Annotated in this window: 26 protein-coding genes and 2 pseudogenes; 13 read left to right on the top strand and 15 right to left on the bottom strand. The window is 65.6% G+C overall.

Annotated features, from left to right (window positions below):
• The 4 genes and pseudogenes from B7Z76_RS00955 to B7Z76_RS00940 form a co-directional block, all read left to right on the top strand.
• Positions 1-196, top strand: a pseudogene (locus tag B7Z76_RS00955) (ABC transporter substrate-binding protein); the annotation flags it as partial.
• Positions 197-209: 13 nt separating this feature from the next.
• On the top strand, positions 210-1,088 hold the full coding sequence (locus B7Z76_RS00950; protein WP_174503027.1) for an ABC transporter permease subunit: 879 nt from the start codon (positions 210-212) through the stop codon (positions 1,086-1,088).
• On the top strand, positions 1,085-1,921 hold the full coding sequence (gene ugpE / locus B7Z76_RS00945) for a sn-glycerol-3-phosphate ABC transporter permease UgpE (protein ID WP_291341708.1): 837 nt from the start codon (positions 1,085-1,087) through the stop codon (positions 1,919-1,921). The genes B7Z76_RS00950 and ugpE overlap by 4 nt, the downstream gene beginning before the upstream one ends.
• Positions 1,921-3,036: an ABC transporter ATP-binding protein gene (locus tag B7Z76_RS00940; RefSeq protein WP_291341707.1), complete on the top strand. Its 1,116-nt coding sequence runs from the start codon at positions 1,921-1,923 to the stop codon at positions 3,034-3,036. The genes ugpE and B7Z76_RS00940 overlap by 1 nt, the downstream gene beginning before the upstream one ends.
• Before the next feature lie 4 nt (positions 3,037-3,040).
• Here B7Z76_RS00940 and B7Z76_RS00935 read toward each other — a convergent pair whose 3' ends face one another.
• The 4 genes from B7Z76_RS00935 to B7Z76_RS00920 form a co-directional block, all read right to left on the bottom strand.
• The gene (locus B7Z76_RS00935; protein WP_201712598.1) at positions 3,041-3,631 is read right to left on the bottom strand and encodes a peroxidase-related enzyme; all 591 of its coding nucleotides are present in this window, start codon (positions 3,629-3,631) and stop codon (positions 3,041-3,043) included.
• An 82-nt stretch (positions 3,632-3,713) separates the two neighbouring features.
• On the bottom strand, positions 3,714-4,583 hold the full coding sequence (locus B7Z76_RS00930; RefSeq protein ID WP_291341706.1) for a LysR family transcriptional regulator: 870 nt from the start codon (positions 4,581-4,583) through the stop codon (positions 3,714-3,716).
• Positions 4,584-4,588: 5 nt separating this feature from the next.
• Entirely contained in the window at positions 4,589-5,245 is a 657-nt protein-coding gene (locus B7Z76_RS00925; protein ID WP_291341705.1) for a peroxiredoxin-like family protein, read from the bottom strand.
• Between the two features lie 189 nt (positions 5,246-5,434).
• Positions 5,435-5,794, bottom strand: a complete 360-nt coding sequence (locus tag B7Z76_RS00920; protein ID WP_291341704.1) for a hypothetical protein — start codon at positions 5,792-5,794, stop codon at positions 5,435-5,437.
• A 76-nt stretch (positions 5,795-5,870) separates the two neighbouring features.
• Between B7Z76_RS00920 and B7Z76_RS00915 the strand changes: the two genes are divergently transcribed.
• Together B7Z76_RS00915 and B7Z76_RS00910 are read left to right on the top strand one after the other, a co-directional pair.
• Positions 5,871-6,503, top strand: a complete 633-nt coding sequence (locus tag B7Z76_RS00915; protein ID WP_174503032.1) for a cytochrome b/b6 domain-containing protein — start codon at positions 5,871-5,873, stop codon at positions 6,501-6,503.
• Positions 6,504-6,508: 5 nt separating this feature from the next.
• A complete protein-coding gene (locus B7Z76_RS00910) occupies positions 6,509-7,228 on the top strand; it encodes a molybdopterin-dependent oxidoreductase (RefSeq protein WP_291341703.1) in 720 nt (239 codons plus the stop codon).
• Here the strand turns inward: B7Z76_RS00910 and B7Z76_RS00905 are convergent.
• Genes B7Z76_RS00905 through B7Z76_RS00895 form a run of 3 tightly spaced genes read right to left on the bottom strand, consistent with a single transcriptional unit; the run spans position 7,204 to position 9,091 of the window.
• Positions 7,204-7,554, bottom strand: coding sequence for a chaperone modulator CbpM (locus B7Z76_RS00905; protein ID WP_291341702.1), 351 nt, complete (start codon positions 7,552-7,554; stop codon positions 7,204-7,206). The two genes, B7Z76_RS00910 and B7Z76_RS00905, sit on opposite strands and share 25 nt — an antisense overlap.
• Complete coding sequence (locus B7Z76_RS00900; RefSeq protein WP_174503035.1) at positions 7,551-8,471, bottom strand: DnaJ C-terminal domain-containing protein; 921 nt, start codon at positions 8,469-8,471, stop codon at positions 7,551-7,553. Before B7Z76_RS00900 ends, B7Z76_RS00905 begins: the two co-directional genes overlap by 4 nt.
• Positions 8,472-8,530: 59 nt before the next feature.
• Complete coding sequence (locus B7Z76_RS00895; RefSeq protein WP_174503036.1) at positions 8,531-9,091, bottom strand: HPF/RaiA family ribosome-associated protein; 561 nt, start codon at positions 9,089-9,091, stop codon at positions 8,531-8,533.
• A gap of 211 nt (positions 9,092-9,302) precedes the next feature.
• Between B7Z76_RS00895 and B7Z76_RS00890 the strand changes: the two genes are divergently transcribed.
• The 4 genes from B7Z76_RS00890 (at position 9,303) to B7Z76_RS00875 (ending at position 13,857) form a co-directional block, all read left to right on the top strand.
• Positions 9,303-11,225: a methyl-accepting chemotaxis protein gene (locus tag B7Z76_RS00890; RefSeq protein ID WP_291341701.1), complete on the top strand. Its 1,923-nt coding sequence runs from the start codon at positions 9,303-9,305 to the stop codon at positions 11,223-11,225.
• 213 nt (positions 11,226-11,438) lie between these two features.
• Positions 11,439-12,722 (top strand): pilus assembly protein TadG-related protein, encoded by a 1,284-nt coding sequence (locus tag B7Z76_RS00885; RefSeq protein ID WP_291341700.1) that lies wholly within the window; start codon positions 11,439-11,441, stop codon positions 12,720-12,722.
• A gap of 12 nt (positions 12,723-12,734) precedes the next feature.
• Positions 12,735-13,292, top strand: coding sequence for a TadE/TadG family type IV pilus assembly protein (locus B7Z76_RS00880; protein ID WP_291341699.1), 558 nt, complete (start codon positions 12,735-12,737; stop codon positions 13,290-13,292).
• Positions 13,279-13,857, top strand: coding sequence for a TadE/TadG family type IV pilus assembly protein (locus B7Z76_RS00875; protein WP_291341698.1), 579 nt, complete (start codon positions 13,279-13,281; stop codon positions 13,855-13,857). Before B7Z76_RS00880 ends, B7Z76_RS00875 begins: the two co-directional genes overlap by 14 nt.
• A gap of 27 nt (positions 13,858-13,884) precedes the next feature.
• Here B7Z76_RS00875 and B7Z76_RS00870 read toward each other — a convergent pair whose 3' ends face one another.
• Genes B7Z76_RS00870 through pcaF form a run of 3 tightly spaced genes read right to left on the bottom strand, consistent with a single transcriptional unit; the run spans position 13,885 to position 16,437 of the window.
• On the bottom strand, positions 13,885-14,544 hold the full coding sequence (locus B7Z76_RS00870; protein WP_174504804.1) for a 3-oxoacid CoA-transferase subunit B: 660 nt from the start codon (positions 14,542-14,544) through the stop codon (positions 13,885-13,887).
• Positions 14,544-15,230, bottom strand: a complete 687-nt coding sequence (locus B7Z76_RS00865; protein WP_174503041.1) for a 3-oxoacid CoA-transferase subunit A — start codon at positions 15,228-15,230, stop codon at positions 14,544-14,546. The genes B7Z76_RS00870 and B7Z76_RS00865 overlap by 1 nt, the downstream gene beginning before the upstream one ends.
• A 4-nt stretch (positions 15,231-15,234) precedes the next feature.
• A complete protein-coding gene (gene pcaF, locus B7Z76_RS00860; RefSeq protein ID WP_174503042.1) occupies positions 15,235-16,437 on the bottom strand; it encodes a 3-oxoadipyl-CoA thiolase in 1,203 nt (400 codons plus the stop codon).
• A gap of 294 nt (positions 16,438-16,731) precedes the next feature.
• On the opposite strand from pcaF, the pseudogene katG reads away from it, so the two are divergent.
• Positions 16,732-18,859 (top strand): annotated as a pseudogene (katG, locus tag B7Z76_RS00855) (catalase/peroxidase HPI).
• A 51-nt stretch (positions 18,860-18,910) separates the two neighbouring features.
• On the opposite strand, the gene B7Z76_RS00850 reads toward katG, so the two are convergent.
• Genes B7Z76_RS00850 through B7Z76_RS00840 form a run of 3 tightly spaced genes read right to left on the bottom strand, consistent with a single transcriptional unit; the run spans position 18,911 to position 21,715 of the window.
• A complete protein-coding gene (locus tag B7Z76_RS00850; protein ID WP_174503044.1) occupies positions 18,911-19,903 on the bottom strand; it encodes an ABC transporter permease in 993 nt (330 codons plus the stop codon).
• 16 nt (positions 19,904-19,919) lie between these two features.
• Positions 19,920-20,939 carry a substrate-binding domain-containing protein gene (locus B7Z76_RS00845; protein WP_174503045.1) on the bottom strand — a complete coding sequence of 340 codons (1,020 nt, stop codon included), beginning with the start codon at positions 20,937-20,939 and terminating at the stop codon, positions 19,920-19,922.
• Positions 20,936-21,715 (bottom strand): ATP-binding cassette domain-containing protein, encoded by a 780-nt coding sequence (locus B7Z76_RS00840; protein WP_174503046.1) that lies wholly within the window; start codon positions 21,713-21,715, stop codon positions 20,936-20,938. The genes B7Z76_RS00845 and B7Z76_RS00840 overlap by 4 nt, the downstream gene beginning before the upstream one ends.
• A 286-nt stretch (positions 21,716-22,001) precedes the next feature.
• Here B7Z76_RS00840 and B7Z76_RS00835 point away from each other — a divergent pair, with 286 nt between their 5' ends.
• Both B7Z76_RS00835 and B7Z76_RS00830 read left to right on the top strand, forming a co-directional pair.
• On the top strand, positions 22,002-22,754 hold the full coding sequence (locus B7Z76_RS00835) for an SDR family oxidoreductase (RefSeq protein ID WP_174503047.1): 753 nt from the start codon (positions 22,002-22,004) through the stop codon (positions 22,752-22,754).
• Positions 22,754-23,602 carry an amidohydrolase gene (locus B7Z76_RS00830; RefSeq protein WP_291341697.1) on the top strand — a complete coding sequence of 283 codons (849 nt, stop codon included), beginning with the start codon at positions 22,754-22,756 and terminating at the stop codon, positions 23,600-23,602. Before B7Z76_RS00835 ends, B7Z76_RS00830 begins: the two co-directional genes overlap by 1 nt.
• Positions 23,603-23,617: 15 nt before the next feature.
• Here B7Z76_RS00830 and B7Z76_RS00825 read toward each other — a convergent pair whose 3' ends face one another.
• Together B7Z76_RS00825 and uxuA are read right to left on the bottom strand one after the other, a co-directional pair.
• Positions 23,618-24,511, bottom strand: a complete 894-nt coding sequence (locus B7Z76_RS00825) for a sugar kinase (RefSeq protein WP_291341696.1) — start codon at positions 24,509-24,511, stop codon at positions 23,618-23,620.
• Positions 24,511-25,692 (bottom strand): mannonate dehydratase, encoded by a 1,182-nt coding sequence (gene uxuA / locus B7Z76_RS00820; protein ID WP_291341695.1) that lies wholly within the window; start codon positions 25,690-25,692, stop codon positions 24,511-24,513. Before uxuA ends, B7Z76_RS00825 begins: the two co-directional genes overlap by 1 nt.
• Positions 25,693-25,720 lie beyond the last annotated feature (28 nt).

The following is a 25,720-nucleotide window of genomic DNA, read 5'->3' as shown; positions in this document are numbered from 1 at the left end:
GCAGCTGACCCGCACGGAGCCGACGAAATATTCGCGCGGCATCCGCCTTGGCGGCATGCCGGAAGTCCGCGTGATCATCGAGGAGGAGTGGGAAAGCGCGATCCAGAGCGGCACGCCGGCCCACAAGGCGCTGGCGCGCGCCCAGCAGCGCAGCCAGGCGGTGGTCGACCGCTTCGCCCGCGCCCTGCACGGCTGATCCACCCGGCGCGATGGAGAGACGCACCCTCTTCGGCGGCCGGCTGCTGCCGGCCGTCCTGGTGGCCCCGCAGCTCGCCATCACGGTCCTGTTCTTCCTGCTCCCCGCCTGGCGCGCTTTCTCAGAAAGCGTCCAGGCGACGGATGCGTTCGGGCTGAACACCACCTTCGTCGGCCTCGCCAATTTCCGCACGCTGCTGGGCTCGCCGGTCTATCAGGCGGCCCTGCTGCGCACCGTGATCTTCTGTGCGGCAGTCACCGTGCTGTCGATGGCGGGCGGCCTCGTGCTTGCCTGCTTCGCCAATCGCGGCATACGCGGCCAGTCGGTCTATCGCGTCCTGCTGATCTGGCCCTACGCCATCGCACCGGCGCTGGCCTCGGTGATCTTCGTTTTCCTGCTCCAGCCGCAGATCGGGCTGCTCTCCAACGTCCTCGCCCGGTTGGGGATCGATTTCAACTACGCCACCAACGGCACCGACGCCTTCGGCCTGATCGTGCTGATCGCCGCCTGGAAGCAGGTCAGCTACAATTTCATCTTCTACCTCGCGGGCCTGCAATCGGTGCCAGCCTCGGTGATCGAGGCCGCGACGCTCGACGGCGCGCGGGGCTTCTACCGGTTCCGTACCATGATCTGGCCGCTGCTCGCCCCCACCACCTTCTTCCTGCTGGTGATCAACACCGTCTATGCCGCCTTCGACGCCTTTGCGCTTATCTTCGCGCTCACTGGCGGCGGCCCCGGCAGTTCGACGACGACGCTGGTGGTCAAGGTCTATCGCGATGGAGTGATCAATCTCGATCTCGGCGGCTCGGCCGCGCAATCGGTCATCCTGATGGCGCTGATCATGGTCCTCACCACGATCCAGTTCCGCTACACCGGCAAGCGCGCGACATGAACCGCAGGCCCGATTACCTTGCCCATGCCGTGCTCATCATCGGCGTACTGATCTTCATCTTCCCGATCTGGGTCGCCTTCGCCGGCGCGACGCAATCGGCCGGCGCGATCAATCGCGGCGACCTGTCGCTGATCCCGCGCCTCTCGGGCCTGCCCGTGTTCATACACGCGCTCGGCTTCGGCAACACCGCCAAGGGCGGCGTACCGATCTGGCACATGATGATGGTCAGCGCGCTGATGGCGCTCGGCATCGCCATCGGCAAGATCGCAATCTCCTCGATCTCGGCCTTCGCCATCGCCTTCTTCCGCTTTCCCTTCCGCATGGTCGCCTTCTGGCTGATCTTCATCACGCTGATGCTGCCGGTCGAGGTGCGGATCATCCCGACCTATTCGGTGATGTCGGATTTCCACCTGATCAATACCTTCACCGGCCTGACCATGCCGCTGATCGCCTCGGCCACCGCGACGCTGCTGTTCCGCCAGGTCTTCATCGCGGTGCCGGACGAGCTGGTCGAGGCGGCAAAGCTCGACGGCGCCGGGCCGATGCGCTTCTTCTTCGATATCCTGCTGCCGGTCTCCGGCGCCAATCTCGCCGCCCTGTTCGTGATCCTGTTCGTCTATGGCTGGAACCAGTATCTCTGGCCATTGCTGGTCGCGACCAATGGGCGGCTCGATACGATCGTGCTCGGCATCGTGCAGTTGATCACCTCGGACCAGCTCACGCCCTGGAACCTCGTCATGGCGGCCACCATCCTTGCCATCGTGCCGCCGGTCTTCGTCGTGGTGGCGATGCAGCGCTGGTTCGTCGCCGGCCTCACCGAAGTGGACAAGTAATGGCAACGCTGGAACTGCAGGGACTGACCAAGAGCTTCGGCGGGACGACCGTACTGCACGGCATCGACCTGCGGCTCGCGGATGGCGAGATGCTGGTCATCGTCGGCGCGTCGGGCTGCGGCAAGTCGACCCTGCTGCGCCTCGTCGCCGGGCTGGAAGCGCCGAGCGGCGGCCGCATCCTGCTCGATGGCCGCGACATCACCGATGTCGATCCCTCGAAGCGCGACATCGCGATGGTGTTCCAGAATTACGCGCTCTACCCGCATATGAGCGTGTTCGACAACATGGCCTACGGGCTGAAGCTGAAGGGCATGGCGAAGGCCGAGATCGCCCGCCGGGTGGAGGATGCCGCCGACACGCTCGGGCTTTCGGAACTGCTCGGCCGCAAGCCGCGCGCGCTCTCCGGTGGCCAGCGCCAGCGCGTCGCCATGGGGCGCGCCATCGTGCGCGAGCCGAAGCTGTTCCTGTTCGACGAACCACTCTCCAACCTCGATGCCAGGCTGCGCGTGCAGGTGCGCGCCGACATCCGCAAGCTGCAGAAGCGCCTCAACGTCACCAGCCTCTACGTCACCCATGACCAGGTCGAGGCGATGACACTGGCCGACCGGCTGATCGTCATGCACCAGGGAGTTGCGGCGCAGATTGCCCCGCCGGTCGAGGTCTTCGCCCATCCCGCCGATACCTATGTCGGCGGGTTCATCGGCGAGCCGGCGATGAATTTCTGCGCCGCCCGCCTCGGGCCCGAAGGCCGCAGCGCCCGGCTCGATGCCGGGCCGGAGATCGCGCTGCCCGCCGGCTCCTGGGGGCGCGAGGGCACGGGTGTTACAATCGGCATCCGCCCGCAGCATGTGGCGCTCTCGACGGCTGCCGATGCCCTGCGCGTCACGATCGATCTCGTCGAGCCGCTCGGCTCGGAAACCCTGCTGCACGGCCATCTCGCCAATGGCGACGCTTTCTCGATCCGCGTCAGCGGCCCGGCGCCCGACGCTGCCGAACTTGAGGCTGCCGAACTCGGGGCCGCCGAACTTGGGGCCGCCGAACTCGGGGCCGACCTGCCCGCCGAACAGCTCCATGTTTTTGACGGAGAGTCCGGCCGCCGCCTCGCGCCCGGCTGAAGGTTCAGGCTTTCGGCAACCGTCCCATCGCGAAGAATTCCGGGTTGGGCTGCATCCCGGCCATGTTGGCGAGCCGGTTCGACATCGCGAAGAATGCCGCGATCGCGCCGATATCCCAGATCTCGTCGGCGTCGAACCCCTGTTCGCGGAGTGCCGCGTGATCGTCTGGCCCGACCGTGTCCGACGCGGTTGCGACCTTCATCGCGTAATCGATCATGGCCCGCTGGCGCGGGGCGAGTCGTGCCTTGCCCGGGTTGACCGCCAGCCGGTCGGCGATTTCCGGGTCCTTCGCATAGATCCGCAGGATCGCCCCGTGCGCCACCACGCAATAGAGGCAATGATTGACACCCGAGGTCGCGACCACGATCATCTCGCGTTCCGCCTTGCTCAGCCCTGCGGGACGCAGCATCAGCGCATCGTGATAGGCGAAGAAGGCGCGGAACTCGTCGGGCCGGTGCGCGAGGGCAAGGAACACGTTCGGCACGAAGCCCGCCTTTTCCTGCACGGCGAGGATTTTCTCGCGGATATCCGCGGGAAGCGAGTCGAGATCAGGCACGGAAAACCGGCTGATCGCGTCATGCTGCATGTCGTTCATCGCCATCGCGCCCGTCTCCGACCCTGTTTTGCCCTGCACATTCGGCGCGTGGGGTCAGAAAATCAACCGGGCCGCGGCGGGCTCAGAGGCCACAACCGGCACGGCAGAGCTTGATGAAACCGGCGACAGCAGGACCCTGCGGCCGGCCGGCGATCGCGGCAAGGCGCACCTCGCGGTTCAATGGTGGCTTGGCGAGGCGGCAGGTCACCAGCGGCGACGGCACCGCCATCCGTTCCGATAGAATGGCGATGCCAAGCCCCGCCGAGACAAGATCCAGCATGTTCCCAATGCCGCCGTCGCAACGTCGCACGCGGAACATCCCATCGCAGGCCGCGCGCAGCGCCTGGACGAAGCCGCCGCAGCGCTCACCATGCAGCAGCACCTCGCCGTCCAGGTCGGAGGCAGTGATGCTTTCGGCATTCGCCAGCCGGTGCTGCGGCGGCATGACCACGACAGCACCCTCGTCATAGAGTTTCCAGTGATTGAAGCGTTCCGGCAGGGCGCAGTCGGCGGGCAGCACCGCGCAATCCAGCATGTCGGAGAGCATCGATTCGACGAGCATCGCCCCAGCGGCTTCCTCAAAGCGGACCATAAGGTCGGGCATCAGCGACGCGACCTCGCGCACCGCACCGGCAATCGCCGCAGCGCCCACGCCGGGGCCCAGACCGATCTTCAGGCTCGCCACCGGCTGCTGCCGCCGCGCCTCGGCCAGCGCCGACGCATTGTCCGCCGCCTCCAGCATCGCCTCGAGATGCGGCAGCATGGCCCGGCCGAGTTCGGTCAGCTGCGTCAGGTTGCGTTCGCGATAGACCAGCGGCCCGCCAAGTTCGTCCTCCAGCCGCTGTATCGCCCGCGTCAACGCCGGCTGGCTGACATTGCAGGCATCGGCGGCGCGGGTGAAGTTGAGCAGCCGGGTCAGCGCGACGAAATACCGCACCTGGGTCAGCTCCATCGCGTCTACTCCTGTTCCGGCGCGGCAAGGCGGCGCAGCTCGCCGAGAATGCGATCGGGCGCAGCGCGGCGGGTGAAATCGACACTGACGAATCGCCACGCGACCCGCCCGTTGACATCGAGCAGGAACACCGCCGGCACCGGCAGGAACTGCGACCCGTTCCCGTGCCGTTCAGCGAAATCGATCCCCGCCCTCATGAGGCGTGATCGATAGAGCGCCGGAATGCGGAACACCACCCCGGCCGCGAGTCCAACCCCGTAATCCACATCCGACAGCACTTCGAACGTCGCGCCGTGATTCTGCTTGGCCTGCCGCGCCCACGGGCCCATGTCGGGCGTCAGCGCCAGCAATGATGCTCCGGCCGCCTCGATCTCCGGCAGGGCGGCCACCAGCGCGTCGAGCATCAATCGGCAGAACGGGCACCACTCGCCACGGAAGAACTGCACGACAACCGGCCCCTCGGCGAGACGGCTGGCAAGCGAGACGAGCCGCCCCTCGGCATTGGGCAGCACGAAATCCGGAAACGCGGCAGCTTCCCCGAGCACGCCGGAGAGAAAACCGTTCTGGCTGAGCGTCGTGAAGACGTCCTCATAGGCAAGGCGGACGGCGTCATCTGCAGTGCGGCGTTGGCGTTCCGCCTGAAGCTGCTCGTCGAGGCCCATGGCCGATACTGTCTCCCTGGCTTTCTTATAGTAGCAAAGCCGCCATCCCGATCAATTGCCGGCCAGGGCATCAATAAAATAGAGCACGTCCCGAGCCGCAAGGGCCGGAACGTGCTCTGAAGCCGGGACGATCAGGCGGCGGCTGCGATGGATCGGGGCATCCATCGATCCGACAGGAGCGAGAGCGCCCTACGAGGCAGGGTGGCCCATCTTGTCATGACCCATCTTGTCATGGCCCATCTTGTTGTGACCCATGGCGGTATCATGGCCCATGGCGTTGTGACCCATCGTGTCGTGACCCATGGCGGTGCCGTGACTCATCGCACTCTTGTGGCCCATCGTGTCGTGCCCCATCGCGCTGGTGGTCTGCGCCTGGGCAACGCCGGCGACGAGGCCGAGGGCAAGGGCGGTGGTGGCGAGAATGCGGATCATGGTGGTCTCCTCTGTGTGGGGGGCGGCGCCCCGGTCTGCTTCCTGCGGACCGGTCATCGTGGTCCGCCCCGCAAACATGACCGGCCATGCGCGGCCGATCCAATGCCGTTTGGTCATCGTTTCGATACCTCGACCCCGGCGCCGCGGCGGGCGCATCATGGCGCCACCGCAACAACAAGCGAGGAAACCGAAAATGCGCCGATACCGCCCCATCCACCCGCTGCCATTGCGAATCATGCACTGGCTGAACGCAATCGCCATCATCACGCTGATCGGCAGCGGCTGGGAGATCTACGACGCCTCTCCCTTCCTGCCCTTCACCTTCCCGCAATGGGCGACGATCGGGCAATGGCTGGGCGGGGCGATCGCCTGGCATCTCGCCGCGATCTGGCTGCTGATGCTCAACGGGCTCGCCTATCTCGTCTGGGGCACGGCAAGTGGCCATTTCCGCCGCAAGCTGCTGCCGGTCACGCCCCGCGCCGTGCTGCGCGACATCTGGGCCGCCCTGCGCCTGCACCTGCCGCATGAAGTCGGCGTCTACAACGCGGTGCAGCGGGTGCTCTATCTCGGGGTCATCGCGCTCGGCGTTCTCGCCGTGCTGTCGGGGCTTGCGGTCTGGAAGCCGGTGCAGCTCTGGTACCTGTCGGATCTGTTCGGCGGATTCTTCGATTCCCGCGTTGTCCACTTCGTCGCGATGGCCGGGATTTCCGGCTTCCTGATCGTCCATGTCCTGCTGGTCGCCCTGGTGCCGCGCGTCCTCCCCGCGATGATCACCGGCGGCCGCCTGCCCGATCCTCTCCCCAAAATAACCGAAGCCGCGGAGTAAGACCCATGCGCACGCTCCTCAACCGCCGCGCCCTGCTCGGCCGCAGCCTCGCCTTCGGCGCCGCCGCCAGCCTCACCGGCTGCGACTACGACGACCTGAAACATCCCGACCTTGCGGACCGCGCGCTCACCGCGATGTCGCGCTGGAACGACGAGGTGCAGGCTGCCCTGTTCGACCGGCATACGCTGGCGCCGACCTTCCCGGCCTCCGCCATCACAAGGCCGCCGCGCTTCAACGCCTTCTACAGCATCGACCAGGCGCCGCGCGTCGATCTCGCGACCTGGCGCCTCGGCCTCACCGGCCGCATCGGCGACAAGCGGCACTGGCGCCTCGCCGAACTGCGCGCCCTGCCGCAGGAGAGCCAGATCACCCGCCTCGCCTGCGTCGAGGGTTGGCGCGTTGTCGGCCAGTGGAGTGGTGTGCCGCTCGGCCATTTCCTGCGACGGGTGAATGCCGATCTCAAGGCGCGCTATGTCTCGTTCCAGTGCGCCGACGGGTATTACGAGAGCATCGACATGGCTTCCGCCCTGCACCCCCAGACGATCCTCGCACTCGATTTTCTCGGCGCGCCGCTCACCGCCCCGTTCGGCGCGCCGGTGCGGCTGCGGATTCCGACCAAGCTCGGCTACAAGAACCCGAAATCGATCGTCGCCCTCGGCGTCACCAACACCTTCCCCAGCGGCTACTGGGTGCGGCAGGGCTATAACTGGTTCGGCGGCTCCTGAGCGGCGGCGATGCATTCGAGCACTGCGCGCCGCGGTCCCTCCGGAGCCGCGGCGATCGCCTCGGCCAGTGCGCGCATCCGCCGGCGGGCATCGTAGAGCTGGTCGAGCAGCGAGAGCACCACCGGCATCGCCTCCTCGTCCACAAGCAGGTCGGACGCGAGCTCGTGGATCAGCCGCACCCGCGCGATATCGATGCCATGGAACCGCCAGCCTCCCCCAGCCCGCGCCGGGCGCACCCATTCCAGCGCCAGCCAGCGTTCGAGATCGGCCCGTGCCAGCCCCGCCACCTCGGCGATGACGACCTCGATCGTCACCCCTTCGCTCATGACGGCACCTCCGTCTCGGTCATCCCGGCGCGCGGATCGGGCGTCTCCTCCGGCGTCCAGCCGCGCAGGAACGCCTCCAGCGCCGGGTCCGCCTTGCCGATGACAACCCGCAGCGTCGCGTAGAGATCGCCCGCGGCGGCGGTGCCATGCGCCGCCACGCCGCGGCCGCGCAGTCGCAATACCGTACCGCTGTCCGACCCTGCAGGAACCCGCATCCGCACCGCGCCACCCGGCGTCGGCACCTCGACCTGCCCACCCAGCACCGCCTCGGCCAGCGTCACCGGCAGATCGAGCCGAATGTCCTGTCCCTCGCGGGTGAAGAAGCGGTGCGGCGTCACACTCACGCGGATCAGCGCATCGCCTGCCGGCCCACCATTCCATCCCACTCCGCCCTTGCCGCGCAGGCGCAGCATTTGCCCGTCCTCGGTGCCAGGAGGAATCCGCACGTCGAGCGTGCCGCCATCGGGCAGCGACAGCCTCCTTGTGCCGCCAGCCACAGCCTCAACGAAGCCGATCGTCATGGAATAATGCCGGTCCTGCCCGCGCCCCGGCCCACCGCGCCGTCCGCCGCCGCCGAACATCGAACCGAACATGGCCTCGAGATCGTCGGTGGTCCAGGCGCCACCGCCACCGCCGTAGCGCGCGCCCTCGCCGGTCTCGGCATAGTCGCGCCAGGTGCCGTGCCGCGCGCGTTCCTGCCCTTCGGCATCGATCTCGCCGCGGTCGAACCGGGCGCGCTGATCGGCGTCGGACAGCAGGTGATAGGCCGCCGAAACGTCCTTGAACCGCGCCTCCGCCGCCGCATTGCCGGGGTTGAGGTCGGGATGATGGTCCTTCGCGAGCCGTCGATAGGCCCGCCTTATCTCATCCTGACCCGCATCCCGCGCCACACCAAGAACGTCGTAAGGATCCTTCACTCTGCCTCATCCCGGAACAGCATCATCGGTTGCGATCAAAGCACGCCGCGGAACAACTGTCAGCCGCCCCGCGCTGCGGGACGCACGAGGCTCGCCTGCGGCCCGTCCCGCCCCTCGGCCGCCGCAAAGCGCACGGCATCACCCACGCGCAGCCGCCCGAACCCGTTTCCGGCCACACTGTTGCGGTGAAAATACACCTCTCGCCCGTCATCGGTGGCAATGAACCCGTATTCGGCATCGGCGACGAACCGGACCACCTGACCATGCGCCAGCGCCTCCGCGTGGTGCTTCACCGCATTGTCGAGCCGCCGCGCATGGTCTTCCAGCTTGCGCACCGCGGCATCGAACGCGTCGCGAACCGCGACATACGGATCCTCGTGCGCGTGGTTCTCGGGACTTTCTCGGTTGATCACGATATCGCCCCGCGGCACCGCGATCTCGATCCGCGCACGGTAGAGCTTGCCCTTGTGGTGATGCCGGTGCGGCGCCTCGATGATGACATGGCAGCGCAGGATCCGTCCCTCGAACCGCCCCAGCACCTCCGCCTTCTCGCGGATGCGCGCCTCAAGCGCGGGAGAACGGTCGATGTCCTTGAAGGTAATCTGCAGCTTCACGGTCATGGCGACAATCCCTGTCTGGTATTCCAGACCCTGATGGTCCGGGACCAGAGCCTAGGCGCGTGGGGCGCTGGCGCCTTGACCAGGATCAAGACCCGCAGCGTCCGGGCTGTCGCATCGACCGGTGGCGGGAACGCAGAGCGGCCCGGCAGCCCAATCTTTCATTAAGCATTTTCTGGTTTGCTGCACCTGCTTTTGAAAATGAGGATTTTCCGTGCTGCAGAAACTCTCGATCCGACATCAATTCGCAACGATCGGCCTGTTCGGCATCACGATGGCGGCGGCCGCCCTGGCCATCAGCCTGCTCGGGGCCTATCGCCTCGAGCTTGCTGATCGCAAGGCAGAAGTGCGCACGCTGGTGAACAACGCCGTCGCGATCGCGTCGTCGTTTGCCCGCCTCGTGAAATACGGCGCCATGCCGAAAGATCGCGCCCAGGCCATCGCGCTGGAAATCATCGGCGCCACGCGCTTCGATCACGGAAACTACTACTTCGTGGACGACAAGGACGGCACGATCATCCAGCACGCCAAGAAGTCGATGCTCGGCAAGAACCGTCTCGACAGCAAGGACGCCTACGGCCATTACATCATCCGCCCGATGCTTGAGGGCGCGCTGGCTGGTCACCCGGTGTTCAACGAATATTACATCTCGAAAGCCAACGGCAAAAAGCCTTTGGAAAAGATTTCGTATATGGCAAAAGTCCCGGGGTGGGACTGGGTGATCGGCACCGGCGTTTATGTCAGCGAGATCCACGCCGCATTGTGGGAGAATATTACCCGTATCGCGGAAATCTTCGTTCCGGTGTTTCTGTTCTTTCTCCTGGCGATGTATTTCATTCAGCGGAATATCGCGGCCATCCTCCGCGCAATGACGGGGGCGATGACCCGGCTCTCGAAGGGCGACACCACGACACCTGTTCCCTATGTCGAGCGTAACGACGAGATTGGCGGGATGGCGCGCGCCGTGGAGGTCTTCAAGGCCGCGGGTATCGAGAAGGGGCAGCTCGAAGCCGAGGCCCGCGAGGCACGCGAGGCGCGCGAAGCGGAGGCCGCCCGCGCCGCGGCGGAACGCGATCAGGCGGCGCGAGACCTTGCACTCGTCGTCGACTCGCTTGCCACCGGCCTCGAAAATCTCGCCGCCGGGCGGATCAGCTTCCGTCTGACGACCGCCTTCGCAAATGGCTACGAACGCCTGCGTACGGACTTCAACGCCGCGATGGACCATTTGCAGGAACTGCTCCAGGTCATTGCCGCCAATGCCTCGGCAATCCGTTCCGGCACCGGAGAAATCGCTACCGCGGCCGACGATCTCGCCCGGCGCACCGAGCAGCAGGCCGCCACCATCGAGGAGGCTGCGGCTACGCTGGCGGAAATCACGGAAACCGTCAGCGGTACAGCCGACAATGCGGCACATGCCCGCGAGGCGGTGAGCACGGCGATGAAAGATGCCGAAAGCGGTGGCGCGGTCGTCGCTCGCGCCGTGGCGGCGATGGGCGAGATCGAGGCCTCCGCCGACCAGATTGGCAACATCATCGGTGTCATCAATGAAATTGCCTTCCAGACCAATCTGCTTGCGCTGAACGCCGGCGTCGAGGCGGCTCGCGCCGGTGAAGCCGGACGGGGCTTTGCCGTGGTCGCATCGGAAGTGCGGGCTCTTGCCCAGCGCTCGGCAGACGCTGCGAAGGAGATCAGGACACTGATCTCGACCTCCAACCAGCAGGTTACCTCAGGCGTCGAACAAGTGGCGGAAACAGGCAAGGCCCTTGAGCGGATCGTTGCCCAGGTCACTGAAATCAACCAAGTGGTCAGCGTAATCGCAGCAGGCGCGCAGGGCAACTCGGCGCGGCTTATCCAGGTCAACGATGCAGTCAGCCAGATGGATCGGGCGACGCAGCAAAATGCCGCGATGGTGCAGCAGTCGACTGCCGCGAGCCATAGCCTCGCACAGGAGGTCGAACAGCTCGCAACCCTGATCCAGCGTTTCGATTTCGGCAACATCGCCTCGCCAACACCGGCACGGCCGAACTCCCAGGCGACAACCCGTCGTCTGTCCGCGCGCCATACCACCAAGCCTGTTGCCGTAACCCGGCAGGCACCAGAGATGGAGGCCGCCGCGGAGAGCTGGGAAGATTTCTGATCTGATCGATCAATCCAAGATAACAGCATCCTGAATTAATCATTTTTTCACCTTTTCAAATTAATGCGTCGTATTTGAGGTGATTCAGAAATGCTTGGGTGCAGAGGTAGTGGCCGGATATTTTCATAAACGTCCGGCCCCCTCTACAGAGCTATTCTTACCTTGAGCGCTCAGCTTCAGTAAGCGATTTTGAGATAAAACGGGTTCGCATGCATGTCGGCACGTCGGAACATCGTAAGGATCCTGCGGAATGATCGCCGCGGCAACATCGCGATCATCACTGCACTGGTATCGCTGACTCTGGTATTCGTTCTGGGTGTCGGTGTCGATTATGGTCTTGCGGTCGACCGCAAGGCGCAACTGGAAACCTATGCCGATGCCGCCGCCCTCGCTGCTGTGACGCCCGCCATGGTCGCAGCGGGTCAGACAGCGGCCATCACGAAGGCTGAAAACGTCTTCAACGCACAGGCTCTTTCGCTCAGCGGAATCGACTACAATGCCAGTGGCGTGACTGTAAGCATCAGTGCCAACGGCAACCTGCAGACTGCGACGGTGCAGTACCAGGCAAAATCGAACTCGATTCTGCCGGGCATCATGGGCTCAAGTGGAATTGAGATTGGCGGCCAGGCTACCGCGACGACCACTCTCGCACCGAATATCGACTTTTACCTTCTGCTTGACGATTCACCTTCAATGGCTATCGCCGCGACGCAGGCCGGCATCGATACGATGGTCGCCAACACGTCCTCGCAGGGCGGCTGCGCCTTCGGCTGCCACGAGCAGGCCCCCTGGAATGACGGTCTTCAGGAGGATAATTACGCGCTCGCCCGCAGCCTCGGCGTGACCCTGCGGATCGATACGCTGCGCCAGGCAACACAAGATCTGATGACAACGGCGCAAAATACCGAAAATCAGAATGGCAGCACCTACCGGATGGCAATTTACACGTTCGACGTCGGGTTGAACTCCATCGAACCGTTAACCTCTGACCTGACGCAGGCACAGACCGAAGCATCGAACATACAGCAGCTTGAGGTGTATTCGAACAACTGGCTCACGTCGAGCTACAATAATGACGATGAGGATACCGACTACGATACCGCCCTGAACGGGATCAACGCAATCATGCCTAATCCGGGGAACGGCACCAGAACGTATGGCGATACACCTCAGGAGGTATTGTTCTTTGTGACGGACGGGGTCGAAGACGAGAACGTAAATGGCGGGCGCCAACAGTCAGTTCTAAATGCAAATCTGTGTTCAAATATAAAAAGTCGCGGTATCCGTATCGCTGTGCTTTATACAGAATATCTCCCACTCCCGACAAATTCATGGTACAATACTTATATTGCTCCTTTTCAAAGCAATATATCCCCGACGCTGCAGCAATGCGCTTCACCTGGACTTTATTTTGAAGTGCAGACCGGCGGCGATATTTCAGCCGCAATGTCAGCACTGTTCAATAGCGCCGTACAATCATCCTACCTTTCAAAGTAACGGCGCATAGCCATGCTCCGGAACCTCAAACATCATCGGTGGGTCAAGCAGCGCCAACGCTCGCTGTCGATGAAAGGCTTTGCCAGCGATACACGAGGCGCTGCCGCCGTAGAATTCGCGCTTGTCGCAATACCATATTTCGCATTGATCTTTGCCATCATCCAGTCAGGATTGATATTTTTTTCACAGGAAGTACTGCAAAACGCGACACAACAGACTGCCCGCCTGATCATGACCGGTCAGGCCCAGACATCAGGAATGACTGCACAGCAATTCCTTCAGGATGTCTGTGCCGAGGGCAGCCCATTGCTCACCTGCGCCAGTCTCAACGTCAATGTTCAGACCTTCCCTTCCTTCAGCGCCATCACGCAGGTCAATCCGGTCGTCAACGGCAACTTCAATACATCAACCCTGCTCTACAGCCTGGGCGGACCCGGAGACATCGTGCTGGTACAGGTTTTCTATCAGCTACCGGTCTTTGCCGGACCGCTGAATTTCAGCTTCGCGACAGTAAATGGCAGCCAGCGGCTGCTTGAGGCAACGGCAGTGTTCCGCAATGAACCTTACTGACCGGCATAGCGGCGAGCCGATACCGCGGCGTCTGTTCCGGTGCCTCGCGAGTCTGTGCCGCAGCCGCAAGGGCGGGGCGGCGGTGGAATTCGCGCTCATCCTGCCGGTGCTTCTGCTGTTCTTCTTCGCGACGACGGAAATCGAACAGGCCGTGATCGTCTACCAGCTTGTCGGGCAGACCAACTCCACGATCATGAACATCGTGTCGCAATACACGAGCATCAGCGCAGGCTCGCAACTGCAGGACATTTTCGCGGCTGGGACGAACATCCTTGCGCCCTATCCGGCGACGCCGATCGAAATCGTGATCTCGAGCATCGCGATCGATGGCAACGGCAACGCCACGGTGGCGTGGAGCCAAGGCTACAACGCCTCCGCGCTGACTGTCGGCCAGACCATCAACATTCCAACCTCGCTCGACCAGCCGAACACGTCGGTATTGCTCGGCCAGATCGAATATCCGTTTGCCCCGGCGCTTGACTTCCTCAAGCTCGGCCCCTTCGACATGTCATCCACGGTCTACATGCTGCCGCGAAACTCCAGCAGCATCATTCTCACACCGTGAAGACCCTCATGCAGAAGGAACCGCCCTTCACGCCTTCACGGCAAGTGGCGCACCCGTGCGTTCACGCACCTGATCGGCGGTGACACCCGGCGCCAGATCCCGCAGCACGAACCCCTCCGGGGTGATGTCGATGACCGCGAGATCGGTATAGACGCGGGTGATCGAACCCAGCGCGGTCAGCGGATAGGTGCAACGCTCGACCAGCCTTGGCTCGCCCTCTCTTGTGCAGTGCTCCATCAACACCCAGACCCTCGCCGCACCAGCGCCAAGATCCATCGCCCCGCCAACTGCCGGCGCAACCCCCTTGCGCCCGACCGACCAGTTGGCGAGGTCGCCATTCGCCGCCACCTGGTAGCCGCCGAGCACGCACAGATCGAGATGCCGCCCGCGAATGATCGCGAAACTGTCCGCCTGGCCGACAATCGAGGCTCCCGGTCGCAACGTGACCGGCTGCTTGCCCGCGTTGATCAGGAACGGATCCTCCTCCCCCTCGCCCGGAGCAGGCCCCATTCCCAGAATCCCATTCTCGGAGTGAAAGATCACCTCCCGATCCACGGGGACATGGTTTGCCACCTGAGTCGGCAACCCGATGCCGAGATTGACCACCCAGCCCTCGGGAATGTCCGTTGCAACACGTGCCGCCATCTCGGCACGCGACCAGCCCTGCCGCATCATCGTATCCCCCATCACGCCGCCTCACCTTCCATCGGCTCCGACACCATCACCACGCGATCGACGAAAATTCCCGGCGTGACGATCCGGTCCGGATCGAGAGCGCCCAGTTCAACTCGCCGATGTACGCTCGCCACCGTTACCTTGGCCGCCCCCGCCATGATCTGGTTGAAGTTCCGGCCAGCCCGTCTGAATGTCAGATTCCCCCAACGGTCCGCGGCCCAGGCTTCGATCAGCGCGAAATCGGCCTCGATCGCGTATTCCAGCACACAATCCCGCCCGTTGATCCGCTTGGTTTCCTTGCCGGCTGCCAGTTCGGTGCCCGCCGAGGTCGGCGTGAAGAAAGCCGGGATCCCTGCATTTGCAGCACGGATACGTTCTGCAAGTGTGCCTTGCGGAACCAGCTCCAGTTCGATCTTCCCAGCCTCATAGAGTTCGTCGAATGCCGTCCGCCGGCTTGCCCGGGGATAGGAGCAGATCACCTTGGCAATGCCTCCACGCTCGATGAGCTTGGGCATTCCGCCGAAATCCCCACCTGCATTGTTGGCAATCAGCGTAAGCCCCCGCAGGTTGCGCGCCGCCAGCGCGTCGATCAGCTCATTCGGCTGCCCCACTGCGCCGAACCCGCCCACCATGATCGCGGCACCATCGCCAATCCCCTCCAGCGCCGCCTCGATCGAGGGCACAAACTTGTCGATCATCGTCTCACACCCGCTCGATCAGAACCGCAATGCCCTGGCCCACGCCGACGCACATCGTCGCGATCGCCCGCCGCCCGCCGCGCGCCTCCAGCGCCCGCAGCGCGGTGCCCGCCAGCCGCGCCCCGGAGGCGCCAAGCGGATGACCGAGCGCGATCGCGCCACCATGCGGGTTAACGCGGGGATCGTCATCCGCCAGCCCGAGGTCGCGGGTCACTGCCAGCGCTTGCGAGGCGAAAGCCTCATTCAGCTCGATCACGTCGATCTCTTCCAGCGCCACACCAGTGCGCGCCAGCAGTTTCTTGACCGCAGGGGCAGGCCCCATCCCCATGATGCGCGGTGGCACGCCCGCCGTCGCCATGCCGATCACCCGCCCGCGCGGCACCAACCCATGCGCCTTCGCCGATTCTTCCGACGCGAGGATGAGCGCCGCCGCCCCGTCATTCACACCGGAGGCGTTACCCGCCGTCACCGTGCCAGGGTCGCGGAACGGCGTCTTCAGCTTTGCCAGTCCTTCCAGCGTCGTTTCCGGACGCGGATGCTCGTCGGTGTCGATCACCGTATCACCCTTGCGGCCCTTGATGATCACCGGGGTGATCTCGCCGGCGAAGAAGCCGGCCTCGGCGGCCGCCTTGCATTTCTGCTGGCTGGCAAGGGCGAACCGATCCTGGTCCTCACGCGAGACATTGAAATCCGCCGCAACGTTCTCGCCGGTCTCCGGCATCGATTCGGCGCCAAATTGCGCCTTCATCTGCGGATTGACGAAACGCCAGCCAATCGTTGTGTCATAGACCGCGTTCGAACGGTCGAACGCCGCGGTTGCCTTTGGCATCACGAAGGGGGCCCGGCTCATGTTCTCGACCCCGCCGGCGATGGCGATGGAAGCCTCGCCAAGCCGGATTGCCCGCGCCGCACTGCCCACCGCGTCCAGCCCGGAGCCGCAGAGCCGGTTGACCGTGGCCCCCGGCACGCTCTCGGGCAACCCGGCGAGCAGGAGGGCCATGCGCGCCACATTGCGGTTATCCTCGCCGGCCTGGTTGGCGCAGCCGAACAGCACCTCGTCGATCGCCGCCGGATCCAGCCCCGCCGCCCGTGCAACCACGCCACGGATCGCCACCGCCGCAAGATCGTCCGCCCGCACCGCAGAAAGCGCGCCGCCATACCGGCCAAACGGTGTGCGGACATATTCGCAAATAAAGGCCTCGGTCATGGACACGATCTCTCCCTTCAGAACATGGTGCAGGCGCCGTAGGGTCTCTGCAAATTGTGCGTCAGTCGCACATACGAAACGTCATCGCACATTTCGTATCGCGCTCCACGGCGGTCTCGCAAGCGATTTCATGTGCTGCGACGCACCAATTCGACATCCGGCCAGACATCCCAGTGTTACCGGCGCGTTTCAATAGGCAAAACCTATTCTCTTATTCCATAAAATGGATTGGACCGATCGATTTCTTGTCGCTAGGCCGATGTCGCGGCAGTCCAACATTCCAAGGAGGATCCCTTGTCAGCAGAAGCGAAATGTCCCTTCACCGGCGACGTCCGCCAGCATACTCAGGCGGGTAACCACTCGAACGCCGGCTGGTGGCCGAACCAGATCAACCTCAAGATCCTGCACCAGCATTCCGCGCTCTCGAACCCGATGACCCCGGCGTTCGAATATGCCACCGAATTCAAGAGCCTCGACCTGGATGCGCTGACCCACGACCTCAAGGCGCTGATGACGGACTCGCAGGAATGGTGGCCGGCCGACTTCGGCCATTACGGCCCCCTTTTCGTGCGCATGGCCTGGCACGCCGCGGGCACCTACCGTATCGGCGATGGCCGCGGCGGTGCCGGCACTGGCCAGCAGCGCTTCGCCCCGCTCAACAGCTGGCCCGACAACACGAATCTCGACAAGGCCCGGCGCCTTCTCTGGCCGATCAAGCAGAAATACGGCCGCAAGATCTCCTGGGCCGACCTGATGGTTCTCGCCGGCAACGTTGCGCTCGAAGCTATGGGCTTCAAGACCTTTGGCTTTGGCGGCGGCCGCGCCGATACCTGGGAGCCTGAAGAAGACGTTTACTGGGGGCCTGAGAAGACCTGGCTCGGCGATGAACGCTACAGCGGCGATCGCGACCAACGGCAAGCCCGACCCGGTGGCGGCAGCGCACGACATTCGCGAGACCTTCGCCCGCATGGCGATGAACGACGAGGAAACCGTCGCCCTGATCGCCGGCGGCCACACCTTCGGCAAATGCCATGGCGCCGGCGACGCTGCCCTGGTCGGGCCAGAGCCGGAAGCTGCACCGATCGAGCAGCAGGGTCTCGGCTGGATCAGCAACTTCGGCTCGGGCAAAGGCGGCGATGCCATCACCGGCGGGCCGGAAGTCACCTGGACGCAGACGCCCACGCAGTGGAGCAACTATTATTTCGACAATTTGTTCAACTACGAATGGGAACTGACCAAGAGCCCCGCTGGTGCCTGGCAGTGGGTTGCGAAGGACGCGGGTGACGTGATCCCCGATGCGTTCGACGCAGCCAAGAAGCATCGCCCGACCATGCTGACCACCGACCTGTCGATGCGCATGGACCCGGCCTATGAGAAGATCTCGCGCCGATTCCACCAGAATCCGGACGAGTTCGCCGATGCCTTCGCCCGCGCCTGGTTCAAGCTCACCCATCGCGACATGGGCCCGGTCTCGCGCTATCTCGGCAAGCTCGTCCCGTCCGAGACGCTGATCTGGCAGGATCCCGTCCCGGCCGTGGACCACAAGCTGATCGACGCGGCGGACATCGCGGCGCTGAAGGCAAAGATTCTCGCCACCGGCATCGCGCCGACCCGCCTCGCGCTGACCGCCTGGGCCTCGGCGGCGACCTTCCGCGGCTCGGACAAGCGCGGCGGCGCCAACGGTGCGCGCATCCGCCTTGCCCCGCAGAAGGACTGGGCGGCGAATGAACCGGCTGAACTCGCCAAGGTGCTCGCCGCACTCGAAAAGGTGCAGGCCGAGTTCAACGCGGCAGCAACCGGCGGCAAGAAGGTCTCGCTGGCCGACCTGATCGTGCTCGGCGGCTGTGCCGCTGTCGAAGCGGCGGCGAAAGCGGCAGGCCATGACGTCACCGTGCCCTTCACCCCCGGCCGCACCGACGCGACCGAGGCACAGACCGACACCGCCTCCTTTGCGGTGCTGGAGCCGAAGGCCGACGGGTTCCGCAACTACCTCGGCAAGGGCGACCCGCGCGCGCCGGAGGAACAGCTGATCGATCGCGCTCAGCTGATGACGCTGACGGCTCCCGAGATGACGGCGCTGATCGGCGGCATGCGCGCCCTCGGCGCCAATGTCGGCGGGGCGAAGCATGGCGTCTTCACCACCCGCCCCGGCGCGTTGACGAACGACTTCTTCGTCAACCTGCTCGACATGGGCATGAGCTGGCACCCCACCGCCGAGCAAGGCGTCTACGAGCTGCGCGACCGCAAGAGCGGCGCGGTGAAGTGGACGGCAACGCGGGTGGATCTCGTGTTCGGCTCGAACTCCCAGCTCCGCGCGCTCGCCGAAGTTTACGGCACGCAGGACGGCGAGGCCGCCTTCGTGCAGGATTTCGTCGCCGCCTGGACCAAGGTCATGGAGCTCGACCGCTTCGACCTCGCCTGATCGCCTGCCCCGACCGGCCGGATGCCCCGCATCCGGCCGGCGGCTTTCAGCTCAGCGCAGTCGCCGCCGCAGATTGTCGACATAGACGGCGCCGACCACCACGATCCCGAGAATCACCTGCTCGACATAGGGCGAAATGCCCGCCAGCTGCGTGCCGTTCTTCAGGATCGTCATCAGCAGTGCGCCGAGGATGCTGCCGAGGATCGTCCCGACCCCGCCGAACAGCGATCCGCCGCCGATCACCACCGCGGCAATCGCATAGAGTTCGTAATTCCCCCCCGAAGTCGGCTGCGCCGCCGCCGTGTAGGCGAGATAGATCACACCGGCGAGCGAGGACACGATCCCGCCGAACACATAGACCAGCAGCAGATGCCGCGGCACGTTGATGCCGACCCGCCGCGCCGCCTCGGCATTGCTGCCGATCGCGAGCGTATAGCGGCCGAACCGCGTCTTGTTCAGCAGATAGGCCGAGAACAGCGCGAGCAGCACCGCGATCCACGCCATGTTGGGAAAGCCCAGCACGGTGCCTTGCGAAATCTCCTGGAACCCGTTCGGCAGGCCGAACACCGGCGTGCCGTTGGTGGTCAGCAGCGCCGCCCCGAGCGCCACGGCGAGCATGCCCAGTGTGGCGATGAAGGGCGGCACGCCGAGCGCGACCACCGAGAGCCCGATGATCGCGCCGATCACCGCCCCCAGCGCGAGTGTCAGCACGATCGCGATCGCTGGTGGCATATGCGCATCGACGATTGCGATGGCGCAGATCATCGACGACAGCGCGACCACCGAGCCCTGCGAAATGTCGATCCCGGCGGTCGCGATGATGAAGGTCTGCCCCGTCGCCAGAATCGCGATCACCGCGACCTGCTGGGCGATGTGGAACCAGTTCCCCCCGCTCAGGAAGCGGGGGTTCAGCACGCCGAACACGACGACGAGCACGACGATGCTGATCAGCGCGAAGGCGATCTGGCGGACGAAGCGCCACAGCATGCGCCCGCGCGGCATGGACTCGATATCGAGCGCGGCTGTTCGTGCCTGCTGGTCCATCGCCCGCCAGCCTCCCTCAGCCCGCGGGGTTATATTTGGGCGCGTACTGGCGGATCGCCGCCGTCGCCTGGCTGGAGCCGAGATTCTTCGGCGTCAGCAGGAAATACGGCGTATTGATCCGCTTCGGCAGCGTCTTGCCGTCGAGCTTGTCGAGCAGCGCGACCACCGCGTAATAGCCCATGTCGTAGGGCGATTGCAGGATCGAGGCCTGGATGATCCCCGACTTCACCAGCGCGATCTCGCCAAGGTCGGCATCGAACCCGACGACCTTCACCTTGGCATGCGCACGCTGCACCGCCTCGGCCGGGCCGAGCGCGGCACGGTCATTCGCGCCGAAGATCACCTTGAGATGCGGATACTGCGTGAGCATCGTGGTCGCGATCCGCAACCCGGCGCTGACATCGTTGTTCGAATACTGGATCGGCCCCATCTTCCTGATGTGCGGATAGGATTTCATGCCGAGCATGAACCCTTTCGGCCGGGCGATTCCAGTCGAGGCTGTATGGTTGAAGTCGACGATCGCATACTGCCCCTTGCCGCCCATCAGGTGGTCGGCCGTGTATTTCGCAAGCGCCGCCGCGGCCCCGACATTCGAGGTGGCGAGGAAGCAGTCCGAAATATTGGGCGACAGGCCGGAATCCACCGTCACCACCGGAATGTGATGCGCGATTGCCGACTTCACCGGCTTGAGCAGCGCCTGCGGATTCTGCGCGGCGAGGATGATGCCGTCAGTGCCGCCGGTCACCGCGTTATTGACCATGCCGATCTGCCCGGCGAGGTCGGTGCCGCTGGCCGGCGCCTCGAAGGCGACCGAAACGCCGAATTTCTTCGCCGCCGCATCCGCACCCTCACGCACCGCGAGCCAGTAGGGCGAGGCGTTGGATTTGGTGATGAGCGTGAAATGGTAGTGCTTCGCCGGATTGGCCGGCACCGGCAGCGAATGAACGGTGGGCGCGGCCGCGATGGCCGGCGCAGCCCCGATGGCGCCGAGCAGCGCGACCGCCGCGGCACCGAGCAGTGACTTGCGTAAGTTCATGGATGTTCCCTTTCGGCTTCGTTGGTTTCAGCATCCGCATAGCCGGTCATGTAGCGGATCAGTTCGGTCTGGGACGTCTCGGCCGAGCGCGCGTCGAACACCTTGCGCCCGCGATACATCACCATCACCCGGTCGCAGACCTTGAGGATCTCGACGAGGTTGTGGCCGATGAACAGCACGCCGATGCCCTCGCCGGCGAGCTGCCGCGCCATCTTCAGCACGTTCTCGGTTTCCATCACGGCAAGGGCCGCCGTCGGCTCGTCCATGATGACGACCTTCGCCCGCCAGTAAAGCGCGCGCGCGATCGCCACCGCCTGCCGCTGCCCGCCGGAAAGGTCGAGCACCCGCGTCATCGGGTCGGGAATATGGCTTTCGATCCGCGCCAGCAGGGCGGCGATCTCGCCATGGATCTTCCGCTCGTCGAGCATCGGCACGAAGCCCATGAAGCGTCGCATCGGCTCGCGGCCGAGGAAGATATTGGCACCCACATCGAGATGATCGGCGAGGGCGAGATCCTGGTAGATCGTCTCGATCCCCGCATTGCGCGCATCGCGCGGCGAGCGGAACGACATCTCCGCCCCGCAGAGCCGGATCGATCCGGAATCGGCCCGGTGCACGCCGGAAATCACCTTCATCAGGGTGGATTTGCCGGCCCCGTTGTCGCCGACCACGCCGAGGACTTCGCCGGGGGCCACTTCGAGCGACACGTCGCGGAGGACTTCGACTGCGCCGAACCGCTTGTCGACGCCACGCACCTCAAGGGCGGGTGCGCTCATGCCGCGACATCCGTTCCGACCGGCGCGCCCGTTCCTGGGTCGTTCGCTCGCATCGTTTTTCCTCCCTTTGCCGGCGCTTCATTCCGCACCGGCCTATTTGGGTGCAGAATATCGATATGCAGCAATGCTTACAAGCGCCAAGCGCGCGCCCATCCCTCACCTTTGCGGGATCGTGAGCCGGCTTGCGCGGTGAAGACCCGGTTGATAGCCTCGCCGAAACATCAGACGTTTTTCATTGCGAATACGAAAATAAAACACGCAAGATCCGCAAGAGAGGGAGAAAACGATGGAGCTGGGGCTCAAGGGAAAGATCGTCATCGTCACCGGCGGCGCCTCGGGGATTGGCGCCGCGGTGGTGGATACGCTTGCTGGTGCCGGCGCCGTTCCCGTAGTGCTCGACCGCGCCGCAGCCACCTGCGAGCATCACCGCCTCGATCTGACCGATGCCGCCGCCTGTGCCAAGGCCATTGCCGCCATCGCCACGCGCCACGGCCGGATCGACGGCCTGGTGAACAATGCCGGCGTGAACGACCGCGCCGGGCTTGGCGGCACGCTCGATGCAGCCCTCGCCGCCTTCCGCGCCTCGCTCGAACGCAATCTCGTGCAATGTTTCACCCTGATGCATCTCTGCCTGCCGCATCTGCGCCAGTCGCGCGGCGCGGTGGTGAACATCGCCTCCAAGGTCGCCCTCACCGGCCAGGGCGGCACCAGCGGCTATGCCGCGGCCAAGGGCGGCCTGCTCGGCCTCACCCGCGAATGGGCCGCCGAACTCGCGGCCGATGGCATCAGGGTCAACGCCGTCCTGCCCGCCGAGGTGGCCACGCCGATGTATGACCAGTGGCTATCCGCCCAGCCCGACCCCGAGGCCCGCCGCGCCGCCATCACCCGCACCATCCCGCTCGGTGCGCGCATGACCACGCCGGCGGAAATCGCGGCGAGCGTCGTCTTCCTGCTCTCCGCCGCCGCCTCGCACGTCACCGGCCAGCATCACGTCGTCGATGGTGGCTATGTCCATCTCGACCGCGCGCTGACCGCCTGATGCGCATCGATGCCCACCTGCATCTCTGGTCGCCCGCCCGTGGCGACTATGGCTGGCTGACGCCGGACCTGCCGATCTGCCGCGAGATCACGCTCAACGAGGCCCGCCGCACCGCGACGGGGATCGACGCCGTCATCCTCGTACAGGCCGCGCCCACCGAGGCGGAGACGCGCTTCCTGCTCGACATCGCCGCCCGCGCCGGCGGCTTCGTCCGCGCTGTCGTCGGCTGGACCGATCTCGCGGCGGACGACGCGCCGGCCCGCATCGCCGCCCTCGCCGGCGAACCGTGCCTCGCCGGCCTGCGCCCGATGCTGCAGGACATCGCGGATCCCGACTGGATCCTGCGCCCGGAAATCGAACCCGCCCTCGCCGCGATGGAACGCGCCGGCCTGGTGCTCGACCTGCTGGTCCGCCCGGCGCACCTGTCGCGCTGCGGCGAACTCGCGCGCCGGCATCCCGGCCTCGCCATGGTGCTCGACCACGGCGCCAAGCCGGCGATCGCCGCGCGCGGCCACGCCGCCTGGGCGGAGGCGCTGCACCGCCTCGCCGCCGACACCGCGATCGCCTGCAAGCTCTCCGGCCTGATCACCGAGGCCGAGCCGGGTGCCGGTTTCGACGCGCTCGCCCCCTATGTCCGCACCGTGTTCGACGCCTTCGGGCCAGACAGGATTCTCTGGGGCAGCGACTGGCCGGTGCTCACCCTCGCCGCCTCCTACGACGCCTGGCGCGGCGCGGCGGAAGCCCTCACCGGGATGATGGCACCTGATGCGATGGAGGCGGTGTTCGGCGGCAACGCCGCGCGGATCTATCGGGGCCAGAGCATCATCCGATCCGAAAAGATCGGATGATGCTCTAAGCGCGGCTCACCCCTCGTCGGCGATCAGCGCGCCGCGCGTCAGCACCGCCCGCGCCGCCACCGCCTGCGCCGCCGCCACGGCAGAGGCTGGCGTCATGCCCTGCATCCGGCAGGCAAGGAAAGTGCCGTTGAACGCATCGCCCGCGCCAGTCGAATCCACCGGCATCACCACCTCGCGCGGCACCACCTCGAAGCGCTCCGCGCCAAAGCGCCCCAGCGTCGCCGCCGTGCCGTTCTTGACGACGACATCCCGCACCCCTGCCGCCGCCAGCCGCGCGACCGTCGCCGCCGGCGCCGCGTCGCCGAACAGGGCGGCCTCGTCCTCGAAGGTCGGCAGCGCGATATCCACCAGCGGCAGCACGCGCCGGACGGTCTCCCGCGCCTCGTCGGCGTCGCGCCACAGCGCCGGGCGGTAATTGGTATCGAAGGCGATCTCGGCCCCCGCCGCCCGCACCGCGTCGATGGCATCGAGCAGGGCTGCCCGTCCCGCCGGCGGCAGGATGGCCAGGGTGATGCCGGAGACCAGCACAAGCCGCGCGCCCGCCAGCGCCCGGGCGAGGAAATAGGGATCGTCGGCCAGATGCGTCGCCGCCGACTGCCGGCGCCAATAGGCGAAGGAGCGCTCGCCCGCCTCAACCCGGATCACGTATAGCCCGACCGAAGCACCCTCGACCCGCCGCACGAAGCCGGCATCGATCCCGGCCGCCTCGATCCGCGCGCGCATCGCATCCGACATCCAGTCGGTCCCGATCGCGGTCACGTAGCGCATCTTCAGCGCCCCGCGCAGCCGCACCTGCGCCGCCCAGGCGGCATTGAACGTATCGCCCGCGAAGCCGAGCGCGTATCCGCCCGCCTCGCTGGGCGCGAATTCCGCGAGGCATTCCCCGATGGCGACGAACATCAGGCAGCCCGTCCCGTGGCTTCGAGCGCGCGGATCACGCCGCGCAATTCCGCCAGCCCGCGCAGCCGGCCGATATAGGAATAGCCGGGATTGACCCGCCGCGCCGCATCCGCCGCGAGCAGATGTCCGTGGTCGGGCCGCAGCGGGATCGACGACCGCCGCCCCGCCACCGCCGCCTCGCGTTCCTCGCGCAGCAGCAGGGCGAGCAGGGCCACCATGTCGGTCCGCCCGTCGAGATGCGGCGCCTCGACGAAGGACCCGTCAGGGTCCAGTGCCACGTTGCGCAGATGAGCAAAATGGATGCGACTTCGGAACGTCTCGGCGATCGCCAGCACGTCGTTATCCGCACGCGACCCGAGCGACCCGGCGCAGAGCGTCAGCCCGTTCGCCCGCGAGGGCACTGCCTGGAACAGCGTCGCCAGATCCTCCAGCGTCGAGACCACCCGCGGCAGGCCGAACAGCTTCACCGGCGGATCGTCGGGGTGGATCGCGAGCCGCACGCCGAGTTCTTCCGCCACCGGCACCACCTCGCGCAGGAAATCGTGCAGGTTGGCGCGCACCGCCGCATCGTCCAGCCCGTCGAAGCGTACGATCTCGGCGGCGATGGTCTCCCGCGTCTGCGCCCCCGCCCCGCCCGGCAGGCCGGCGATGATGGTCCGCTCCAGCCGCGCCAGCGCCGCCGCGTCGCGGGCCGCGATCCGCGCCTCGGCCTGCGCGACCAGCGGCGCCGGATAGTCCTCCGCCGCCCCGGCGCGGCGCAGCACGAAGGCGTCGTAGCCGATGAAATCCACCATATCGAAGCGCAGCGCCTTGGCCCCGTCCGGCATTTCATGGGCAAGCTCGGTGCGCGTCCAGTCGATCACCGGCATGAAATTGTAGCAGATCACGCCCACCCCCACCCGCGCCACGGCAACGAGCGAGTCCTTCCACGCCCCGACGAGGTGCTGCCAGTGATGGTCCCGGCACTTGATGCCGGTCGGCACCGGGATCGACTCGCACACGCTCCAGCGTAGTCCCGCGGCCTCGATCGCGTCGCGCCGTGCCTGCACCGCGGCAACCGGCCAGGGCTCGCCGGGCGGAATATCGTGCAGCGCGGTAACTATGCCGGTAGCCCCCGCCTGACGGACATGATCGAGGGGGATCGGATCTTCCGGTCCGAACCAGCGCCAGGTTTCTTCCATCCTCCTGCCCCTCCCCCTTGTCTGACGG

It is taken from the genome of Acidiphilium sp. 20-67-58 (genome assembly GCF_002255515.1).
Taxonomy (GTDB): domain Bacteria; phylum Pseudomonadota; class Alphaproteobacteria; order Acetobacterales; family Acetobacteraceae; genus Acidiphilium.
Note: the sequence above shows the minus strand (reverse complement) of the source record. Positions and strands in the feature narration are given on the sequence as shown.

What these genes read in the sequence shown, in the direction of transcription:
- B7Z76_RS00925 (WP_291341705.1), bottom strand. Translation starts at nt 5,245, where the DNA reads ATGGGCCTCGACGAGCAGCTTCAGGCGGAACGCCAACGCCGCACTGCA.
- B7Z76_RS00950 (WP_174503027.1), top strand. Translation starts at nt 210, where the DNA reads ATGGAGAGACGCACCCTCTTCGGCGGCCGGCTGCTGCCGGCCGTCCTG.
- B7Z76_RS00905 (WP_291341702.1), bottom strand. Translation starts at nt 7,554, where the DNA reads ATGAGCGAAGGGGTGACGATCGAGGTCGTCATCGCCGAGGTGGCGGGG.
- B7Z76_RS00910 (WP_291341703.1), top strand. Translation starts at nt 6,509, where the DNA reads ATGCGCACGCTCCTCAACCGCCGCGCCCTGCTCGGCCGCAGCCTCGCC.
- B7Z76_RS00930 (WP_291341706.1), bottom strand. Translation starts at nt 4,583, where the DNA reads ATGGAGCTGACCCAGGTGCGGTATTTCGTCGCGCTGACCCGGCTGCTC.
- B7Z76_RS00835 (WP_174503047.1), top strand. Translation starts at nt 22,002, where the DNA reads ATGGAGCTGGGGCTCAAGGGAAAGATCGTCATCGTCACCGGCGGCGCC.
- B7Z76_RS00850 (WP_174503044.1), bottom strand. Translation starts at nt 19,903, where the DNA reads ATGGACCAGCAGGCACGAACAGCCGCGCTCGATATCGAGTCCATGCCG.
- pcaF (WP_174503042.1), bottom strand. Translation starts at nt 16,437, where the DNA reads ATGACCGAGGCCTTTATTTGCGAATATGTCCGCACACCGTTTGGCCGG.
- B7Z76_RS00880 (WP_291341699.1), top strand. Translation starts at nt 12,735, where the DNA reads ATGCTCCGGAACCTCAAACATCATCGGTGGGTCAAGCAGCGCCAACGC.
- B7Z76_RS00895 (WP_174503036.1), bottom strand. Translation starts at nt 9,091, where the DNA reads ATGACCGTGAAGCTGCAGATTACCTTCAAGGACATCGACCGTTCTCCC.
- B7Z76_RS00875 (WP_291341698.1), top strand. Translation starts at nt 13,279, where the DNA reads ATGAACCTTACTGACCGGCATAGCGGCGAGCCGATACCGCGGCGTCTG.
- B7Z76_RS00830 (WP_291341697.1), top strand. Translation starts at nt 22,754, where the DNA reads ATGCGCATCGATGCCCACCTGCATCTCTGGTCGCCCGCCCGTGGCGAC.
- uxuA (WP_291341695.1), bottom strand. Translation starts at nt 25,692, where the DNA reads ATGGAAGAAACCTGGCGCTGGTTCGGACCGGAAGATCCGATCCCCCTC.
- B7Z76_RS00940 (WP_291341707.1), top strand. Translation starts at nt 1,921, where the DNA reads ATGGCAACGCTGGAACTGCAGGGACTGACCAAGAGCTTCGGCGGGACG.
- B7Z76_RS00845 (WP_174503045.1), bottom strand. Translation starts at nt 20,939, where the DNA reads ATGAACTTACGCAAGTCACTGCTCGGTGCCGCGGCGGTCGCGCTGCTC.
- B7Z76_RS00825 (WP_291341696.1), bottom strand. Translation starts at nt 24,511, where the DNA reads ATGTTCGTCGCCATCGGGGAATGCCTCGCGGAATTCGCGCCCAGCGAG.
- ugpE (WP_291341708.1), top strand. Translation starts at nt 1,085, where the DNA reads ATGAACCGCAGGCCCGATTACCTTGCCCATGCCGTGCTCATCATCGGC.
- B7Z76_RS00915 (WP_174503032.1), top strand. Translation starts at nt 5,871, where the DNA reads ATGCGCCGATACCGCCCCATCCACCCGCTGCCATTGCGAATCATGCAC.
- B7Z76_RS00865 (WP_174503041.1), bottom strand. Translation starts at nt 15,230, where the DNA reads ATGATCGACAAGTTTGTGCCCTCGATCGAGGCGGCGCTGGAGGGGATT.
- B7Z76_RS00870 (WP_174504804.1), bottom strand. Translation starts at nt 14,544, where the DNA reads ATGGGGGATACGATGATGCGGCAGGGCTGGTCGCGTGCCGAGATGGCG.
- B7Z76_RS00935 (WP_201712598.1), bottom strand. Translation starts at nt 3,631, where the DNA reads ATGAACGACATGCAGCATGACGCGATCAGCCGGTTTTCCGTGCCTGAT.
- B7Z76_RS00840 (WP_174503046.1), bottom strand. Translation starts at nt 21,715, where the DNA reads ATGAGCGCACCCGCCCTTGAGGTGCGTGGCGTCGACAAGCGGTTCGGC.
- B7Z76_RS00920 (WP_291341704.1), bottom strand. Translation starts at nt 5,794, where the DNA reads ATGACCAAACGGCATTGGATCGGCCGCGCATGGCCGGTCATGTTTGCG.
- B7Z76_RS00885 (WP_291341700.1), top strand. Translation starts at nt 11,439, where the DNA reads ATGTCGGCACGTCGGAACATCGTAAGGATCCTGCGGAATGATCGCCGC.